This window comes from Pseudomonas sp. WOUb67, from assembly GCF_050058005.1.
Classification (GTDB): Bacteria; Pseudomonadota; Gammaproteobacteria; order Pseudomonadales; family Pseudomonadaceae; genus Aquipseudomonas; species Aquipseudomonas putida_R.
Genome location: NZ_CP170112.1, coordinates 136,713 through 153,658, shown reverse-complemented (window position 1 = coordinate 153,658; position 16,946 = coordinate 136,713). Strand labels below are relative to the sequence as shown.

The 16,946-nt window shown below is 58.2% G+C and carries 25 protein-coding genes; 24 read left to right on the top strand and 1 reads right to left on the bottom strand.

Features of this window, described 5'->3' with window-relative positions; all coding sequences use genetic code 11:
- Nucleotides 1–8: 8 nt before the first annotated feature.
- The 23 genes from rpsC (at nt 9) to bfr (ending at nt 12,509) form a co-directional block, all read left to right on the top strand.
- On the top strand, nt 9–695 hold the full coding sequence (rpsC, locus tag ABOC32_RS00740) for a 30S ribosomal protein S3 (protein WP_003255481.1): 687 nt from the start codon (nt 9–11) through the stop codon (nt 693–695).
- 12 nt (nt 696–707) lie between these two features.
- Nucleotides 708–1,121 (top strand): 50S ribosomal protein L16, encoded by a 414-nt coding sequence (gene rplP / locus ABOC32_RS00735; protein ID WP_003255479.1) that lies wholly within the window; start codon nt 708–710, stop codon nt 1,119–1,121.
- On the top strand, nt 1,121–1,312 hold the full coding sequence (rpmC, locus tag ABOC32_RS00730) for a 50S ribosomal protein L29 (RefSeq protein WP_002555481.1): 192 nt from the start codon (nt 1,121–1,123) through the stop codon (nt 1,310–1,312). The genes rplP and rpmC overlap by 1 nt, the downstream gene beginning before the upstream one ends.
- 2 nt (nt 1,313–1,314) lie before the next feature.
- Nucleotides 1,315–1,581 carry a 30S ribosomal protein S17 gene (rpsQ, locus tag ABOC32_RS00725; protein ID WP_023534981.1) on the top strand — a complete coding sequence of 89 codons (267 nt, stop codon included), beginning with the start codon at nt 1,315–1,317 and terminating at the stop codon, nt 1,579–1,581.
- Between the two features lie 23 nt (nt 1,582–1,604).
- A complete protein-coding gene (gene rplN / locus ABOC32_RS00720) occupies nt 1,605–1,973 on the top strand; it encodes a 50S ribosomal protein L14 (RefSeq protein ID WP_002555479.1) in 369 nt (122 codons plus the stop codon).
- Between the two features lie 11 nt (nt 1,974–1,984).
- Nucleotides 1,985–2,299, top strand: coding sequence for a 50S ribosomal protein L24 (gene rplX / locus ABOC32_RS00715; protein WP_003255476.1), 315 nt, complete (start codon nt 1,985–1,987; stop codon nt 2,297–2,299).
- 20 nt (nt 2,300–2,319) lie between these two features.
- The gene (gene rplE, locus ABOC32_RS00710; RefSeq protein WP_003255474.1) at nt 2,320–2,859 is read left to right on the top strand and encodes a 50S ribosomal protein L5; all 540 of its coding nucleotides are present in this window, start codon (nt 2,320–2,322) and stop codon (nt 2,857–2,859) included.
- 13 nt (nt 2,860–2,872) lie between these two features.
- Complete coding sequence (gene rpsN / locus ABOC32_RS00705; RefSeq protein WP_426809836.1) at nt 2,873–3,178, top strand: 30S ribosomal protein S14; 306 nt, start codon at nt 2,873–2,875, stop codon at nt 3,176–3,178.
- Between the two features lie 209 nt (nt 3,179–3,387).
- Nucleotides 3,388–3,780: a 30S ribosomal protein S8 gene (gene rpsH, locus ABOC32_RS00700; protein ID WP_003255471.1), complete on the top strand. Its 393-nt coding sequence runs from the start codon at nt 3,388–3,390 to the stop codon at nt 3,778–3,780.
- A gap of 12 nt (nt 3,781–3,792) precedes the next feature.
- Complete coding sequence (rplF, locus tag ABOC32_RS00695; RefSeq protein WP_003255469.1) at nt 3,793–4,326, top strand: 50S ribosomal protein L6; 534 nt, start codon at nt 3,793–3,795, stop codon at nt 4,324–4,326.
- Nucleotides 4,327–4,336: 10 nt separating this feature from the next.
- Nucleotides 4,337–4,687: a 50S ribosomal protein L18 gene (gene rplR, locus ABOC32_RS00690; RefSeq protein WP_003255467.1), complete on the top strand. Its 351-nt coding sequence runs from the start codon at nt 4,337–4,339 to the stop codon at nt 4,685–4,687.
- A 3-nt stretch (nt 4,688–4,690) separates the two neighbouring features.
- On the top strand, nt 4,691–5,191 hold the full coding sequence (rpsE, locus tag ABOC32_RS00685) for a 30S ribosomal protein S5 (RefSeq protein WP_003255465.1): 501 nt from the start codon (nt 4,691–4,693) through the stop codon (nt 5,189–5,191).
- Nucleotides 5,192–5,193: 2 nt separating this feature from the next.
- Entirely contained in the window at nt 5,194–5,370 is a 177-nt protein-coding gene (gene rpmD / locus ABOC32_RS00680) for a 50S ribosomal protein L30 (RefSeq protein ID WP_016497744.1), read from the top strand.
- Between the two features lie 3 nt (nt 5,371–5,373).
- Nucleotides 5,374–5,808, top strand: a complete 435-nt coding sequence (gene rplO / locus ABOC32_RS00675) for a 50S ribosomal protein L15 (protein ID WP_003255461.1) — start codon at nt 5,374–5,376, stop codon at nt 5,806–5,808.
- Nucleotides 5,809–7,140 (top strand): preprotein translocase subunit SecY, encoded by a 1,332-nt coding sequence (gene secY / locus ABOC32_RS00670; protein ID WP_003255459.1) that lies wholly within the window; start codon nt 5,809–5,811, stop codon nt 7,138–7,140.
- A gap of 28 nt (nt 7,141–7,168) precedes the next feature.
- Nucleotides 7,169–7,285, top strand: coding sequence for a 50S ribosomal protein L36 (gene rpmJ, locus ABOC32_RS00665; RefSeq protein ID WP_002555468.1), 117 nt, complete (start codon nt 7,169–7,171; stop codon nt 7,283–7,285).
- 131 nt (nt 7,286–7,416) lie between these two features.
- Complete coding sequence (rpsM, locus tag ABOC32_RS00660; protein WP_003255457.1) at nt 7,417–7,773, top strand: 30S ribosomal protein S13; 357 nt, start codon at nt 7,417–7,419, stop codon at nt 7,771–7,773.
- An 18-nt stretch (nt 7,774–7,791) separates the two neighbouring features.
- On the top strand, nt 7,792–8,181 hold the full coding sequence (rpsK, locus tag ABOC32_RS00655) for a 30S ribosomal protein S11 (protein WP_003255454.1): 390 nt from the start codon (nt 7,792–7,794) through the stop codon (nt 8,179–8,181).
- 15 nt (nt 8,182–8,196) lie between these two features.
- Nucleotides 8,197–8,817, top strand: a complete 621-nt coding sequence (gene rpsD / locus ABOC32_RS00650; RefSeq protein ID WP_012270238.1) for a 30S ribosomal protein S4 — start codon at nt 8,197–8,199, stop codon at nt 8,815–8,817.
- Between the two features lie 22 nt (nt 8,818–8,839).
- The gene (locus ABOC32_RS00645) at nt 8,840–9,841 is read left to right on the top strand and encodes a DNA-directed RNA polymerase subunit alpha (protein WP_003255452.1); all 1,002 of its coding nucleotides are present in this window, start codon (nt 8,840–8,842) and stop codon (nt 9,839–9,841) included.
- 42 nt (nt 9,842–9,883) lie between these two features.
- Nucleotides 9,884–10,270: a 50S ribosomal protein L17 gene (rplQ, locus tag ABOC32_RS00640; protein WP_003255451.1), complete on the top strand. Its 387-nt coding sequence runs from the start codon at nt 9,884–9,886 to the stop codon at nt 10,268–10,270.
- Nucleotides 10,271–10,441: 171 nt separating this feature from the next.
- The gene (locus ABOC32_RS00635; protein ID WP_426809835.1) at nt 10,442–11,881 is read left to right on the top strand and encodes a catalase; all 1,440 of its coding nucleotides are present in this window, start codon (nt 10,442–10,444) and stop codon (nt 11,879–11,881) included.
- A gap of 163 nt (nt 11,882–12,044) precedes the next feature.
- The gene (gene bfr, locus ABOC32_RS00630) at nt 12,045–12,509 is read left to right on the top strand and encodes a bacterioferritin (RefSeq protein WP_003257116.1); all 465 of its coding nucleotides are present in this window, start codon (nt 12,045–12,047) and stop codon (nt 12,507–12,509) included.
- A gap of 72 nt (nt 12,510–12,581) precedes the next feature.
- Here bfr and uvrA read toward each other — a convergent pair whose 3' ends face one another.
- Entirely contained in the window at nt 12,582–15,416 is a 2,835-nt protein-coding gene (uvrA, locus tag ABOC32_RS00625; RefSeq protein WP_426809834.1) for an excinuclease ABC subunit UvrA, read from the bottom strand.
- 129 nt (nt 15,417–15,545) lie between these two features.
- On the opposite strand from uvrA, the gene ABOC32_RS00620 reads away from it, so the two are divergent.
- On the top strand, nt 15,546–16,940 hold the full coding sequence (locus tag ABOC32_RS00620) for an MFS transporter (protein ID WP_016497748.1): 1,395 nt from the start codon (nt 15,546–15,548) through the stop codon (nt 16,938–16,940).
- The last annotated feature ends 6 nt before the right edge of the window (nt 16,941–16,946 follow it).

The following is a 16,946-nucleotide window of genomic DNA, read 5'->3' as shown; positions in this document are numbered from 1 at the left end:
TCGATCAGATGGGTCAGAAAGTACATCCCACTGGCATTCGCCTGGGAATCGTCAAGGAGCACACCTCCGTCTGGTACGCAGACGGTGCTACTTACGCAGATTACCTGTTGAAGGATCTGAAAACACGTGAGTACCTCCAAGACAAACTAAAAAGCGCGTCCGTAAGCCGTATCGATATTCATCGTCCGGCTCAAACTGCACGCATCACCATCCACACTGCTCGTCCCGGTATCGTTATCGGCAAGAAAGGTGAAGATGTTGAGAAGCTGCGTCAGGACCTGACCAAGCAGATGGGTGTGCCTGTGCACATCAACATCGAAGAGATCCGCAAGCCGGAACTCGACGCTATGCTGGTTGCGCAGAGCGTAGCTCAGCAGCTGGAACGCCGCGTAATGTTCCGTCGCGCCATGAAGCGCGCCGTACAGAACGCCATGCGTATTGGTGCCAAGGGCATCAAGATCCAGGTGAGCGGTCGTCTCGGCGGTGCCGAGATTGCTCGTACCGAGTGGTATCGCGAAGGTCGTGTGCCTCTGCACACCCTGCGTGCCGATATCGACTACAACACCTACGAAGCTCACACCACTTACGGTGTGATCGGTGTGAAGGTTTGGATCTTCAAAGGCGAAGTTATTGGTGGTCGCCAAGAAGAACTGAAACCACAAGCACCAGCGCCTCGTAAAAAAGCTGCTAAGTAAGGGGTACGCCAAATGTTGCAACCAAAGCGTACAAAATTCCGCAAGCAGATGACCGGCCACAACCGTGGTCTGGCACTGCGCGGTAGCAAAGTCAGCTTCGGCGAGTTCGCCCTGAAAGCTGTTGCTCGCGGTCGCCTCACCGCTCGCCAGATCGAGTCCGCACGTCGTGCGCTGACCCGTCACGTTAAACGTGGCGGCAAGATCTGGATCCGTGTGTTCCCGGACAAGCCGATCTCCAAGAAGCCTCTCGAGGTTCGTATGGGTAAAGGTAAGGGCTCCGTGGAATACTGGGTTGCCCAGATCCAGCCAGGCAAAGTCCTGTACGAGATCGAGGGTGTTTCTGAAGAGCTGGCGCGCGAAGCTTTCGCCCTGGCTGCTGCAAAGCTGCCTCTCGCCACCTCCTTTGTTAAGCGGACGGTGATGTGATGAAAGCGAATGAACTTCGTGAAAAATCGGCACAGCAGCTGAACGAGCAACTGCTCGGCTTGCTGCGTGACCAGTTCAATCTGCGTATGCAGAAAGCAACTGGCCAGTTGGGGCAGTCGCACCTGCTCTCGCAAGTTAAGCGTGACATCGCTCGCGTGAAAACTGTGCTCAACCAGCAGGCAGGTAAGTGATCATGGCTGAAGCTGAAAAAACCGTCCGTACGCTGACTGGCCGTGTCGTCAGCGACAAAATGGACAAGACCATCACCGTTCTGATCGAGCGTCGCGTAAAGCACCCGATCTACGGTAAATACGTTAAGCGTTCGACTAAGCTGCACGCGCACGACGAAACCAACCAGTGCAAGATCGGCGACAAGGTTTCGATTACCGAAACCCGTCCGCTGGCCAAGACCAAGTCCTGGGCACTGGTTGAAGTCCTCGAACGCGCTGTTGAAGTCTAAGGGCTAGGGGTCGGAGAAATTTTATGATTCAGACTCAATCCATGCTCGATGTGGCCGATAACAGCGGCGCTCGTCGCGTCATGTGCATCAAGGTGCTCGGCGGCTCGCACCGTCGTTACGCCGGCATCGGTGACATCATCAAGGTTACTGTCAAGGAAGCAATTCCGCGCGGTAAGGTCAAAAAAGGCCAAGTGATGACCGCTGTTGTCGTGCGCACCCGTCACGGTGTTCGTCGCGCTGACGGTTCCATCATTCGTTTCGACGGCAACGCTGCTGTTCTGCTGAACAACAAGCAAGAGCCGATCGGCACTCGCATCTTCGGGCCAGTGACCCGTGAACTTCGTACTGAGAAGTTCATGAAGATCGTCTCGCTCGCCCCTGAAGTGCTGTAAGGAGATCCGACATGCAAAAGATTCGTCGTGACGACGAGATCATCGTGATCGCCGGCAAAGACAAAGGTAAGCGCGGTAAGGTGCTGAAGGTTCTCGCTGATGACCGTCTGGTCATCGGTGGTGTAAACCTGGTCAAGCGTCATACCAAGCCTAACCCGATGGCGGGCGTTCAGGGCGGTATCGTCGAGAAAGAAGCGCCTCTGCACGCTTCCAACGTTGCCATCTTCAACGGCGAAACCAACAAGGCTGACCGCGTTGGTTTCAAAGTAGAAGACGGTAAGAAAATTCGTGTCTTCAAGTCGACCCAAAAAGCGGTTGATGCTTGAACACTGCTAGGTAGAAGACCATGGCACGACTGAAAGAGATTTACCGGAACGAAATCGCTCCTAAGCTTAAGGAAGAACTTAAGCTGTCGAACGTGATGGAAGTTCCGCGCGTTACCAAAATCACCCTGAACATGGGTCTGGGCGAAGCGATCGGCGACAAGAAAGTCATCGAGCACGCAGTAGCTGACCTGGAAAAGATCACCGGTCAAAAGCCGGTCGTGACTTTCGCTCGTAAATCCATCGCTGGCTTCAAAGTCCGCGAAGGATGGCCGATCGGTGTCAAGGTGACCCTGCGTAGCGACAAGATGTACGAATTCCTGGACCGCCTGCTGGCGATCTCCCTGCCTCGGGTTCGCGACTTCCGCGGCCTGAATGCCAAGTCCTTCGATGGCCGTGGCAACTACAGCATGGGCGTGAAAGAGCAGATCATCTTCCCGGAAATCGATTACGACAAGATCGATGCTCTGCGCGGTTTGGACATCACCCTGACCACCACTGCTCGTTCGGACGACGAAGGCCGCGCTCTGCTGCGTGCTTTCAAGTTCCCGTTCCGCAACTGATTGGAGTAGGAAAATGGCCAAGAAGAGCATGAAAAACCGTGAGCTGAAACGTCAGCTGACGGTAGCCAAGTTCGCTAAGAAGCGTGCTGAGCTGAAAGCGACCATCGTCAACGCTAACGCCTCTCCAGAAGAGCGTTTCGCTGCCGTTGTCGCTCTGCAGAAGCAGCCACGTGACGCTAGCGCTTCGCGCCTGCGCAACCGTTGCCGCCTGACCGGTCGTCCTCACGGTGTATACCGTAAGTTCGGCCTGGGCCGTAATATGCTGCGTCAAGCTGCAATGCGCGGCGACGTACCAGGTCTGGTCAAGGCCTCCTGGTAATCGCTGTCGGTGTGATCCCGGCGCAAGGGGAGCAATCTTCCGACCGCCGGTGACCTCGCCAAGAAACAAGCCCCTATATGGGGCTTGTTTCGTTTCTGCCTTGTGTCTAGAATGACCGGCTCACCCGAGCCTGGGTTTTTTGCCCAATCCGCTCAGGTGGTTGTCATAGCCGCAAGGCTAATAATTCTTGTATCAGGAGCATCTAGCCCATGAGTATGCAGGACCCGTTAGCGGACATGCTAACTCGCATCCGTAATGCCCAGATGGCTGAAAAGTCCGTCGTAAGCATGCCTTCTTCTACCCTGAAGGTCGCGGTTGCCAAAGTTCTGAAGGACGAAGGTTACATCGCTGGCTACCAGGTAACTGGTGAAGCCAAGCCTTCCCTGTCGATCGAACTGAAGTACTTCGAAGGCCGTCCGGTCATCGAGGAACTGAAGCGCTCCAGCCGTCCAGGCCTGCGCCAGTACAAGGCCGTCACCGATCTGCCGAAAGTACGTGGCGGTCTGGGCGTGTCTATTGTCTCCACCAACAAAGGTGTGATGACTGATCGCGCTGCGCGCGCTGCCGGTGTCGGCGGCGAAGTTCTGTGCACAGTGTTCTAAGGGGGGATAGACATGTCTCGCGTCGCTAAGAACCCCGTTAAGCTGCCGTCCGGTGTCGAAGTCAAATTCGCAGGTCAGCAGCTTTCGGTGAAGGGTGCCAAGGGCACTCTCGAACTGAACGTTCACTCGTCTGTTGAAGTTACCGAAGAGTCTGGTGAGCTGCGTTTCGTCGCTCGCAATGGTGACCAGCAAGCTCGTGCCATGGCCGGTACCACCCGCGCTCTGGTTAACAACATGGTCCAAGGCGTAAGCCAAGGCTTCGAGCGCAAGCTCCAGCTGGTCGGTGTTGGTTACAAGGCACAGGCTAAAGGCACCGTCCTGAACCTGGCCCTGGGCTTCTCTCACCCAGTGGACTACGAACTGCCAGCCGGTATCACCGCTGAAACGCCTAGCCAGACCGACATCCTGATCAAGGGTATCGACAAGCAGCTGGTAGGTCAGGTGGCCGCTGAAATCCGCGACTTCCGTCCGCCAGAGCCTTACAAAGGCAAAGGTGTGCGTTACGCGGACGAAGTAGTCCGTCGTAAAGAAGCCAAGAAGAAGTAGGGCCTAGTAAATGACCGACAAAAAAGTTATTCGACTGCGTCGCGCTCGCAAAGCACGTCTCAAGATGCACGAACTCGAAGTCGTGCGCCTGTGCGTGTTCCGCTCCTCGCAGCACATCTATGCCCAGGTCATTTCGGCCGACGGCAGCAAGGTTCTGGCAAGCGCCTCGACCTTGGACAAAGACCTGCGTGATGGCGCCACTGGCAACATCGACGCGGCCACTAAGGTTGGCAAGCTGGTAGCTGAGCGTGCGAAAGCCGCCGGTGTATCTCAAGTTGCCTTTGACCGTTCCGGCTTCAAGTACCATGGCCGCGTCAAAGCGCTGGCTGATGCTGCTCGTGAAGGCGGGCTGGAGTTCTAAGTTATGGCAAATAACGATCAAAAGCGCGACGAAGGCTACATCGAGAAGCTGGTTCAGGTTAACCGCGTTGCCAAGACCGTAAAAGGCGGCCGTATCTTCACCTTCACCGCGTTGACCGTGGTTGGTGATGGTAAAGGTCGTGTCGGCTTCGGCCGTGGCAAATCGCGCGAAGTACCTGCTGCGATTCAAAAAGCCATGGAAGCTGCTCGCCGCAACATGATCCAGGTTGACCTGAAGGGCACCACCCTGCAGTACGCCACCAAGGCTGCCCACGGCGCCTCGAAGGTTTACATGCAGCCTGCCTCGGAAGGTACCGGTATCATCGCTGGTGGCGCAATGCGTGCTGTCCTGGAAGTTGCTGGTGTTCAGAACGTTCTGGCCAAGTGCTACGGTTCGACCAACCCAGTGAACGTGGTTTACGCCACTTTCAAGGGTCTGAAAGCCATGCAATCTCCTGAATCCATTGCTGCCAAGCGCGGCAAGAGCGTCGAGGAGATCTTCTGATCATGGCAACCGTAAAAGTAACGCTGATCAAGAGCGTCTCGGGTCGTCTGCCTAACCACAAACTGTGTGTTAAGGGCCTGGGTCTGCGTCGCATCGGTCACACTGTAGAAGTCCTGGATACTCCCGAGAATCGCGGGATGATCAACAAGGCTTACTACATGCTGCGCGTCGAGGGTTAATCGATGAAACTCAATGATCTGAGTCCAGCGCCGGGTTCCCGTCGCGAAAAGCATCGTCCGGGTCGTGGTATCGGTAGCGGTCTGGGTAAGACCGGCGGCCGTGGCCACAAAGGTCAGACCTCCCGTTCGGGTGGTTCGATCGCTCCGGGCTTCGAAGGCGGTCAACAGCCGCTGCACCGTCGTCTGCCGAAATTCGGCTTCGTTTCCCTGAAAGCCATGGACCGCGCAGAAGTGCGTCTGTCCGAGCTGGCCAAAGTGGAAGGCGACGTGATCTCCGTGCAATCCTTGAAGGATGCCAACGTGATCAACCAGCACATTCAGCGTGTGAAAATCATGCTGTCTGGCGAAGTTACTCGCGCAGTCACCATCAAGGGCATCGCAGCCACCAAGGGTGCGCGTGCGGCTATCGAAGCAGCTGGCGGCAAATTCGAGGAATAAATGGCTAAGCAAGGTGCTCTCTCTTCGCTCGGTAAGGGCGGGATGTCGGAACTCTGGGCTCGTCTGCGCTTTCTGTTCATGGCGATCATCGTCTATCGGATAGGTGCGCATATCCCGGTTCCTGGCATCAATCCGGACCGTCTGGCGGATCTGTTTCGGCAGAATGAGGGGACCATTCTTAGCTTGTTCAACATGTTTTCCGGTGGCGCGCTCGAGCGCATGAGCATCTTTGCACTGGGGATCATGCCGTACATTTCGGCATCGATCATCATGCAGCTGATGACGGCGGTCAGCCCGCAACTGGAGCAGTTGAAGAAGGAAGGTGAAGCTGGCCGTCGCAAGATCAGCCAGTACACCCGCTACGGCACCGTTATCCTGGCACTGGTTCAAGCCATTGGCATGTCCATTGGCCTGGCCAACCAGGGCGTGGCGTTTTCTGCGGGCCTGGGCTTCCATGTCGTTGCGGTCTCCACGTTCGTGGCAGGCGCGATGTTCATGATGTGGCTGGGCGAGCAGATCACCGAGCGCGGTGTGGGCAACGGTATCTCGATGTTGATCTTCGCAGGTATCGTTGCCGGTCTTCCGAGAGCAATCGGGCAGTCTTTCGAGTCTGCACGCACAGGCGATATCAACATTTTCGCCCTGGTCGCAATCGGTTTGCTGGCAGTAGCGATTATCGGTTTTGTGGTGTTCATTGAGCGTGGTCAGCGTCGTATCGCCGTTCACTACGCCAAGCGTCAGCAGGGCCGTAAGGTCTTTGCTGCGCAGACCAGCCACTTGCCGCTGAAAGTGAACATGGCGGGGGTTATCCCGGCCATTTTCGCGAGCAGCATTTTGCTGTTCCCGGCTTCGCTGGGTGCCTGGTTCGGTCAGTCCGAAGGTATGGGCTGGCTGCAGGACATCTCGCAGTCGATCGCTCCTGGTCAGCCGTTGAACATTTTGCTGTTTAGTGCAGGGATCATTTTCTTCTGCTTCTTCTACACAGCGTTGATGTTCAATCCGAAAGACGTAGCGGAAAACCTGAAGAAGTCCGGTGCCTTTATTCCGGGTATCCGTCCTGGTGAGCAGTCTGCGCGCTACATTGATGGCGTTCTGACTCGTTTGACCATGTTCGGTGCTCTATACATGATGGCCGTCTGCCTTCTGCCCCAGTTCCTGGTGGTGGCAGCAAATGTGCCGTTCTACCTTGGCGGGACCTCGTTGCTGATTGTGGTAGTGGTTGTGATGGACTTCATGTCCCAAGTACAATCGCACCTCGTTTCGCACCAGTACGAATCCCTGATGAAGAAAGCCAACCTGAAAGGCTACGGCGGCAGCGGTCTGCTGCGCTGATACGCCCCTAAGGTTCGAGGAGTCGGTAATGAAAGTTCGTGCATCGGTGAAAAAGCTGTGCCGTAACTGCAAGATCATCCGTCGCGAAGGCGTCGTTCGAGTGATCTGCAGCGCAGAACCGCGTCACAAACAGCGCCAAGGCTGAGTGTGATCGTTGCTTCAAACCCAGCAGCTAGTGTGCTGCTGGGTTGATTATTCGTTTCTACAGCGATATTATCTCGCGCCCTATTTCTTGGCTTCCGGGGCGTAGGTAGCTGTCAATTGGAGTCCCACTGAATGGCCCGTATTGCAGGCGTCAACATTCCAGATAACAAGCATACTGTTATCTCGCTGACCTACATCTATGGTGTCGGTCGCACAACTGCACAGAAGATCTGTGCAGACGCTGGTGTAAACCCAGCCGCTAAGATCAAGGATCTGAGCGACGAGCAAATCGAAACCCTGCGTGGCGAAGTTGCGAAGTTCACCACCGAAGGTGACCTGCGTCGTGACATCAACATGAAGATCAAACGCTTGATGGACCTGGGTTGCTACCGCGGCCTGCGTCATCGTAAAGGTCTGCCGGTTCGCGGTCAGCGCACCAAGACCAACGCACGCACCCGTAAGGGCCCGCGTAAGCCGATCCGCAAGTAACCGCCCAGGAATATAGACATGGCAAAACCTGCTGCTCGTCCTCGTAAGAAAGTCAAAAAGACAGTGGTTGATGGCATCGCCCACATCCACGCTTCTTTCAACAACACCATCGTGACCATCACCGACCGTCAGGGCAATGCTTTGTCCTGGGCGACCTCCGGTGGTTCGGGTTTCCGTGGTTCGCGCAAATCCACTCCGTTCGCAGCCCAGATTGCTGCTGAACGTGCTGGTCAAGCTGCGCTGGAATACGGCCTGAAGAACCTCGACGTAAACGTCAAGGGTCCAGGTCCGGGTCGTGAATCCGCCGTTCGTGCACTGAACAGCTGCGGCTACAAGATCGCCAGCATCACCGACGTGACGCCAATCCCGCATAACGGGTGCCGTCCGCCGAAGAAGCGTCGCGTGTAATCAGGAGACAGAAGAATGGCACGTTACATTGGTCCAAAATGCAAACTGTCTCGTCGTGAAGGCACCGATCTGTTCCTGAAGAGCGGCGTTCGCGCTCTGGAATCGAAGTGCAACATCGAAGCAGCCCCAGGTATCCACGGCCAGCGCCGTGGCCGTCAGTCCGACTACGGTACCCAGCTGCGCGAGAAACAAAAAGTCCGTCGTATCTACGGTGTTCTGGAGCGTCAGTTCCGCGGTTACTACCAAGCTGCAGCCTCGAAAAAAGGCGCAACCGGTGAGAACCTGCTGCAACTGCTCGAGTGCCGTCTGGATAACGTCGTCTACCGTATGGGCTTCGGTTCGACTCGTTCCGAATCCCGTCAGCTGGTTTCGCACAAAGCGATCAGCGTCAACGGTAAGACTGTAAACATTCCATCCTACCAAGTTCGTCCGGGTGACGTGGTCGCGGTCCGCGAGAAGTCGCTGGCCCAGCTGCGCATTGTTCAAGCCCTTGAACTGTGCGCCCAGCGTGGCCGCGTTGAGTGGGTTGACGTGGATGCTGCTAAAAAGTCGGGCGTTTTCAAGAACGTTCCTGCTCGCAGCGACCTGTCTGCCGACATCAACGAAAACCTGATTGTCGAGCTCTACTCCAAGTAAGGGCTAGAAAATAGGTGCATCCATGCAGATTTCGGTAAATGAGTTCCTGACTCCCCGCCACATTGATGTGCAGGTAGTCAGTCCGACCCGCGCCAAGATTACGCTCGAGCCTCTCGAGCGTGGTTTCGGCCATACCCTGGGCAACGCGCTGCGCCGCATCCTGTTGTCCTCCATGCCTGGCTGTGCAGTAGTCGAGGCCGAGATCGATGGCGTACTCCACGAGTACTCCGCGATCGAAGGTGTTCAGGAAGACGTAATTGAAATCCTGTTGAACCTGAAAGGCCTGGCTATCAAACTGCACGGTCGTGACGAAGTTACGCTGACCTTGTCGAAAAAGGGTTCGGGGGTGGTTACCGCTGCCGATATTCAGCTGGATCACGATGTCGAGATCGTCAACCCCGATCACGTAATCGCGAACCTGGCGTCGAACGGCGCCCTGAACATGAAGCTCACTGTAGCTCGTGGTCGCGGTTACGAGCCGGCTGACTCCCGTCAAACCGACGAAGACGAAAGCCGTAGCATTGGCCGTCTGCAGTTGGACGCTTCGTTCAGCCCGGTGCGTCGTATCGCCTATGTGGTCGAAAACGCCCGTGTTGAACAGCGTACCAACTTGGACAAGCTGGTCATTGATCTGGAAACCAACGGTACCCTGGATCCTGAAGAGGCAATCCGCCGCGCTGCGACCATCCTGCAACAGCAGCTGGCCGCGTTCGTCGACCTCAAAGGTGACAGTGAGCCCGTCGTAGTCGAGCAGGAAGACGAGATCGATCCGATCCTGCTGCGTCCGGTTGACGACCTGGAACTGACTGTACGTTCGGCCAACTGCCTCAAGGCGGAGAACATCTACTACATCGGCGACCTGATTCAGCGTACCGAAGTAGAGCTGTTGAAGACTCCTAACCTGGGCAAGAAGTCCCTGACTGAAATCAAGGACGTCCTGGCCTCTCGTGGTCTGTCTCTCGGCATGCGCCTCGACAACTGGCCGCCTGCAAGTCTTAAGAAAGACGACAAGGCGACCGCCTGATCGTCGTAATCACCGAACGTAGTGTTTGGTAAGGAATGAATCATGCGTCATCGTAAAAGTGGACGTCACCTGAGCCGTACCAGCTCTCACCGCAAAGCTATGTTCCAGAACATGGCAGTGTCGCTGATCGAGCACGAGCTGATCAAAACCACCCTGCCGAAAGCCAAGGAACTGCGCCGCGTTGCCGAGCCGCTGATCACCCTGGCCAAGGAAGACAGCGTTGCTAACCGTCGTCTGGCCTTCGACCGTACCCGTTCGAAGTCCGCTGTTGGCAAACTGTTCAACGACCTGGGCAAGCGTTACGCCACCCGTCAGGGCGGCTACCTGCGCATCCTGAAGTGCGGTTTCCGCGCTGGCGACAACGCGCCTATGGCGTACGTCGAGCTGGTTGATCGTCCGGTCGGCGGTGCTGTAGAAGCTGCTGAGTAAGACGTTCTGTCTGCTACAAAGAACCGGGCCTAGTGCCCGGTTTTTTGTGTCTGCTTGTATTGTCATTTTCTATTGATACAAGTCATGTAATGAATTTGTCCCGGTAATCTTGCTCGTCAATACTCTCTCCAAGCCGATTAGCCGGCGCTTGAAGACCGATAAGGAGAGCCCATGAGCAAGATTCTTACCACCGCCAGCGGTGCGCCAGTAGCCGACAACCAGAACTCCCGTTCCGCCGGCCCGCGTGGCCCGCTGTTGCTCGACGACTTCCACCTGATCGAGAAGCTCGCCCATTTCAACCGCGAGAACATTCCTGAGCGTCGTGTGCACGCCAAGGGCTCGGGCGCCTATGGCACCTTCACCGTCAATCGCGATATTACCCACTACACCAGCGCCAAGCTGTTTGAGCAGATCGGCAAGCAAACAGAAACCTTCCTGCGTTTCTCCACTGTCGGCGGCGAACGTGGCTCTGCAGACACCGAGCGCGATCCGCGTGGCTTTGCCGTCAAGTTCTACACCGAGGAAGGCAACTGGGACATCGTGGGTAACAACACGCCAGTGTTCTTCATTCGCGACCCGCTGAAGTTCCCGGACTTTATCCACACCCAGAAGCGCCATCCGCAATCCAACCTGAAGAACGCCCAGATGATGTGGGACTTCTGGTCGCACTCGCCCGAGGCGCTGCACCAGGTCACCATCCTGTTCTCGGACCGTGGCATTCCGGACGGCTATCGCCATATGCACGGCTTTGGCAGCCACACGTACAGCTTGATCAACGCCAAGGGCGAGCGCACGTGGGTCAAATGGCATTTCAAGACCCAGCAAGGTATCAAGAACCTCACCCCGGCAGATGCTGCACGCCTGGCGGGTACTGACCCGGACTACGCCCAGCGCGACCTGTTCGAAGCCATTGAACGTGGTGACTACCCGCGTTGGACCGTATGCATTCAGATGATGAGCGAAGCCGAGGCCGCCAGCCGTGACGAGAACCCCTTCGACGTCACCAAGACCTGGTCGCAGAAGGACTATCCGCTGATCGAGGTGGGCGTGCTGGAGCTCAACCGTAACCCGCTCAACTACTTCGCCGAAGTCGAGCAGGCTGCGTTCGGGCCGAGCAACATGGTGCCAGGGGTTGGCCTGTCGCCGGACCGCATGCTGCAGGGCCGTGTATTCGCCTATGCAGACGCACACCGCTACCGTGTGGGCACCAACCACCAGCATTTGCCGGTGAATGCGCCACGCTGCGCAGTCAACAGCTACCAGCGCGACGGCTCCATGGCCACTGGCAGTTACGGCAGCGCGCCGAACTACGAGCCCAACAGCTACGCTGATGCACCGAAGCAGTCGCCACGCCATGCTGAACCCGCGCTGGCCCTGAACGGTTCGGCGGACCGTTACGATCACCGTGAGGACACTGACTACTTCAGCCACGCCGGCGCGTTGTTCCGCCTGATGAGCCAGGAGCAGAAGGCGCTGTTGATCAGCAACATCGCCGGGACCATGGCGGGTGTCAGCGAAGACGTGATCCAGCGCCAGTTGCAGTACTTCTTCAAGGCCGACCCGGCCTATGGCGAAGGGATTGCCAAGGCGTTGGGCATCAATCTCGCCTAACTCTAAGTGATAAGCAGAACCGCCCTCATTTGGGCGGTTTTTCAATGAATATCACTACTGTTTAACCGATTTTTTGTGTCTGATTGCGCGTTTTTCAGTGACCGCAGGCAAAAGCTGGTTCACACTATGTGACATAGATGTTTTCACATGGAGAAGCAGGGCGATGCAAGGCCACCCAGACGTAATCAACTACCTCGTCACGTTGCTGAAGGGCGAACTGGCGGCACGCGACCAGTACTTCATTCATTCGCGCATGTACGAAGACTGGGGCCTGTCCAAGCTCTACGAGCGCATCAACCACGAGATGGAAGAGGAGACGCAGCACGCCGATGCCCTGATGCGTCGCATCCTCATGCTCGAAGGCACCCCTGACATGCGTGCGGACGACCTCGAAGTCGGTAGCACCGTGCCGGAAATGATCGAGGCTGACCTCAAGCTCGAGTACAAGGTGCGTGGCGCCCTGTGCAAAGGCATCGAGCTGTGTGAGCTGCACAAGGACTACATCAGCCGTGACATTCTCCGTGCGCAATTGGCGGATACCGAAGAAGATCACACCTACTGGCTGGAAAAGCAGCAAGGGTTGATCAAGGCCATTGGCCTGGAAAACTACCTGCAGTCGCAGATGTAAGTTATCCACAGCCTCAAGAAAAAGCCCCTGGCACCAACGGTACCAGGGGCTTTTTCATTGCAGCGGAAACACTCAGGCCCGATCCCGCTCCAGCAGCGGTTTCAGGTAATGCCCGGTGTACGACTGTTTCATCTCACTCAGCTCTTCAGGTGTACCGCAGGCAATGATCTGGCCACCTTTGGAGCCACCCTCCGGCCCCAGGTCCACCAGCCAGTCAGCGGTCTTGATCACATCCAGGTTGTGCTCGATCACCACCACGGTGTTGCCGTGGTCGCGCAGGCGATGCAGTACGTCCAGCAACTGCTGGATGTCAGCAAAGTGCAGGCCTGTAGTCGGTTCATCAAGGATGTACAGGGTCTTGCCGGTATCGCGCTTGGACAGCTCGCGTGACAGCTTCACCCGCTGCGCTTCACCGCCAGACAGTGTGGTCGCCGACTGGCCCAGCTTGATGTACGAAAGCCCCACATCCATCAGCGTTTGCAGCTTGCGCGCCAGCGCCGGTACTGCGTCGAAGAACTCGCGGGCATCCTCGATGGTCATTTCCAGCACCTCGTGGATGTTCTTGCCCTTGTACTTGATCTCCAGGGTTTCGCGGTTGTAGCGCTTGCTCTTGCACACGTCGCACGGCACGTAGATGTCTGGCAGGAAGTGCATCTCCACCTTGATCAGGCCGTCGCCCTGGCAAGCCTCGCAGCGGCCGCCCTTGACGTTGAACGAGAAGCGCCCCGGGCCGTAGCCGCGTGAGCGCGATTCCGGCACGCCGGAGAACAGCTCACGGATCGGCGTGAAGATGCCGGTGTAGGTCGCCGGGTTCGAGCGCGGGGTGCGGCCGATCGGGCTCTGGTCGATATCCACCACCTTGTCCAGGTGCTGCAAGCCGTCCATGCTGCTGTGCGGGGCCGCTTCCAGGGTGCTTGCACCATTGAGGGCCGTGGCTGCCAGCGGGAACAGGGTGTTGTTGATCAGCGTCGACTTGCCCGAGCCGGAGACCCCGGTCACACAGGTCAGCAGGCCGATCGGGACTTCCAGGTCGACGTTCTGCAGGTTGTTGCCACGCGCGCCCTTGAGCTTGAGCTGCAGCTTCTTGTTGCGCGGTGTGCGCTTGGCCGGCACGACGATCTTCTTGCGCCCGGACAGGTACTTGCCGGTCAGCGAGTCAGGGTGGTCCATGACCTCCTGCGGCGTGCCCTCGGCGACGATCTGGCCACCGTGCACCCCGGCACCCGGCCCAATGTCGACCACGTAGTCGGCCAGGCGAATGGCGTCCTCGTCATGCTCCACCACGATCACCGTGTTACCCAGGTCGCGCAGGTGGTTGAGGGTGGCCAGCAGGCGGTCGTTGTCGCGTTGATGAAGGCCGATGGACGGTTCATCGAGGATGTACATCACCCCGACCAGGCCAGCGCCGATCTGGCTGGCCAGGCGGATACGCTGCGCTTCGCCACCGGACAGGGTATCGGCGCTGCGGTCGAGGGTGAGGTAGTCGAGGCCGACGTTGACCAGGAACTGCAGGCGTTCGCAGATCTCCTTGAGGATCTTCGAGGCAATTTCGCCACGGCGGCCGGTCAGGGTCAGTTCGCCGAAGTAGTTGCTGGCTTCACCGATCGGCAGGTTGGTCACTGCCGGCAGGGTCTTTTCGCCAACCCATACATGCCGCGCCTCGCGGCGCAGGCGGGTACCACGGCAATCCGGGCAGGGCTGTGTACCGAGGAACTTCGCCAGCTCTTCACGCACGGTGGCCGATTCGGTCTCGCGGTAGCGGCGCTCCAGGTTCGGCACGATGCCTTCGAACGGGTGCGAGCGCTTGACGATATCGCCACGGTCGTTGAGGTACTTGAAGTCGACAGTCTGTTTTCCACTGCCTTGCAGGATGACCTTCTGGTGATCGGCCGACAGCTCGCCGAACGGTTCTTCCAGGCTGAAGCCGTAATGCGCGGCCAGCGAGCCTAGCATCTGGAAGTAGTACACGTTGCGCCGGTCCCAGCCGCGGATCGCACCTTCGGCCAAGGTGAGTTCGGCATTGACCAGGCGCTTGGTGTCGAAGAACTGTTTTACCCCCAGGCCATCGCAGGTCGGGCAGGCGCCAGCCGGGTTGTTGAAGGAAAACAGCTTCGGTTCCAGTTCGCTGATGGCATGGCCGCAGACCGGGCAGGCGAAGCGGGCGGAGAAGATCATCTCTTCGCCTTGCTCGTCGTCCATGGGGGCTACCAGGGCGATGCCGTCGGCTAGCTTGAGTGCGGTCTCGAACGATTCGGCCAGGCGCTGCTGGAGGTCGGCGCGGACCTTGAAGCGGTCCACCACCACATCGATGCTGTGCTTCTTCTGCTTGTCCAGCTTGGGCAGTTCATCAAGCTCGTAGAGCTTGCCGTTTACCCGGGCGCGGACGAAGCCCTGGGCGCGCATTTCGTCGAACACCGCCAGGTGCTCACCCTTGCGCTCGCGCACGACCGGTGCCAGCAGCATCAGCTTGCTGCCTTCCGGGCGCTCCAGCACCAGATCGACCATCTGGCTGATCGTTTGCGCCTCCAGCGGAATGTCGTGGTCCGGGCAACGAGGCGTGCCGACGCGGGCATACAGCAGGCGCAGGTAGTCGTAGATTTCGGTGATGGTGCCAACCGTGGAGCGCGGGTTGTGCGAAGTCGACTTCTGCTCGATGGAAATGGCCGGCGACAGGCCTTCGATGGTGTCGACGTCGGGCTTTTCCATCATCGACAGGAACTGCCGGGCGTAGGCCGACAGCGACTCCACGTAGCGGCGCTGGCCTTCGGCGTACAAGGTATCGAACGCCAGGGACGACTTGCCGGAACCGGACAGGCCGGTGATCACGATCAGCTTGTCCCGGGGCAGGGTCAGGTCGATGTTCTTCAGGTTGTGGGTACGTGCCCCACGAATCAGGATCTTGTCCACTGCGGCCTCGCTTGGCGGGCATAAACAAGGAAGTATACGGCGCGCCAGTATGGCGCGGCAAAGCGTCGCGTAGATGCCGTCAAGCTGTCGGACTGATAGAATCGCCGCCGGTTCACACGAGGTTATTCCATGCACGACACCCACAACGAGCGCATGAGTGGCGGCGAAACCCGCGCCGCTGGCGGCCTTGCCCTGGTCTTTGCCTTTCGTATGCTGGGCATGTTCATGGTCTTGCCGGTGCTGGCCACCTACGGCATGGACCTGGCCGGCGCCACGCCAGCGCTGATCGGCCTGGCCATCGGTGCCTATGGCCTGACCCAGGCGGTATTGCAGATCCCGTTCGGGATGATTTCCGACCGCATCGGCCGTCGGCCGGTGATTTACCTGGGGCTGGTGATCTTTGCCCTGGGCAGTGTGCTGGCGGCCCAGGCCGACTCCATCTGGGGGGTGATCGCCGGGCGTATCCTGCAGGGCGCCGGGGCGATTTCTGCCGCAGTCATGGCGTTGCTGTCCGACCTCACCCGCGAGCAGCACCGGACCAAGGCCATGGCCATGATCGGCATGAGCATCGGGCTGTCGTTCGCGGTCGCCATGGTCGTCGGCCCATTGCTGACAAGTGCCTTTGGTTTGTCAGGATTGTTCCTCGCCACGGCCGGTCTTGCCCTGGTCGGCATCCTGCTGGTCGCGTTTGTCGTGCCCAACTCGCACAGCATCCTGCAGCACCGCGAGTCGGGTGTGGCGCGCCAGGCCATCGGCCCGACCCTGCGCCATCCGGACCTTCTGCGCCTGGACGTGGGTATTTTCGTTCTGCACGCCATTCTCATGGCCAGCTTCGTCGCATTGCCACTGGCCTTTGTCGAGCGCGGGGGGCTGCCGAAGGAGCAACACTGGTGGGTGTACCTGACCGCGTTGTTCATCTCATTTTTTGCAATGGTCCCGTTCATCATCTACGGCGAAAAGAAGCGCAAGATGAAACGTGTGTTGGCCGGTGCGGTCAGTGTCCTGCTGCTGACGGAGATATACTTCTGGGAGTGGGCTGACGGTTTGCGCGGACTGGTGATTGGCACCGTGGTATTCTTTACCGCATTCAACCTGCTGGAGGCTTCGCTGCCTTCGCTGGTCAGCAAGGTGTCGCCTGCCGGTGGCAAGGGGACGGCAATGGGGGTTTATTCCACCAGCCAGTTCCTCGGCGCTGCCTTGGGAGGAATCCTCGGTGGCTGGTTGTTCCAGCACGGCGGGCTGAACATGGTGTTCCTCGGTTGCGCGGTACTGTGTGCCATCTGGCTGGTGGTCGCGCTTCGCATGAACGAGCCGCCCTATGTGACCAGCCTGCGCATGCCGCTGACGCCAGAGGCAGTCCGGGAAGCCGGCCTGACCGAGCGCCTGATGGCCGTGCCGGGTGTGACCGACGCCGTTGTGGTAGCTGAAGAAGCCGCCATCTATATCAAACTGGATACGAAAATTTTGGACCGTACGACCCTCGAGCGCCTGGTGAACCCGGCCTCTTCGGCGTGCGAAGCCTAGGAGAAC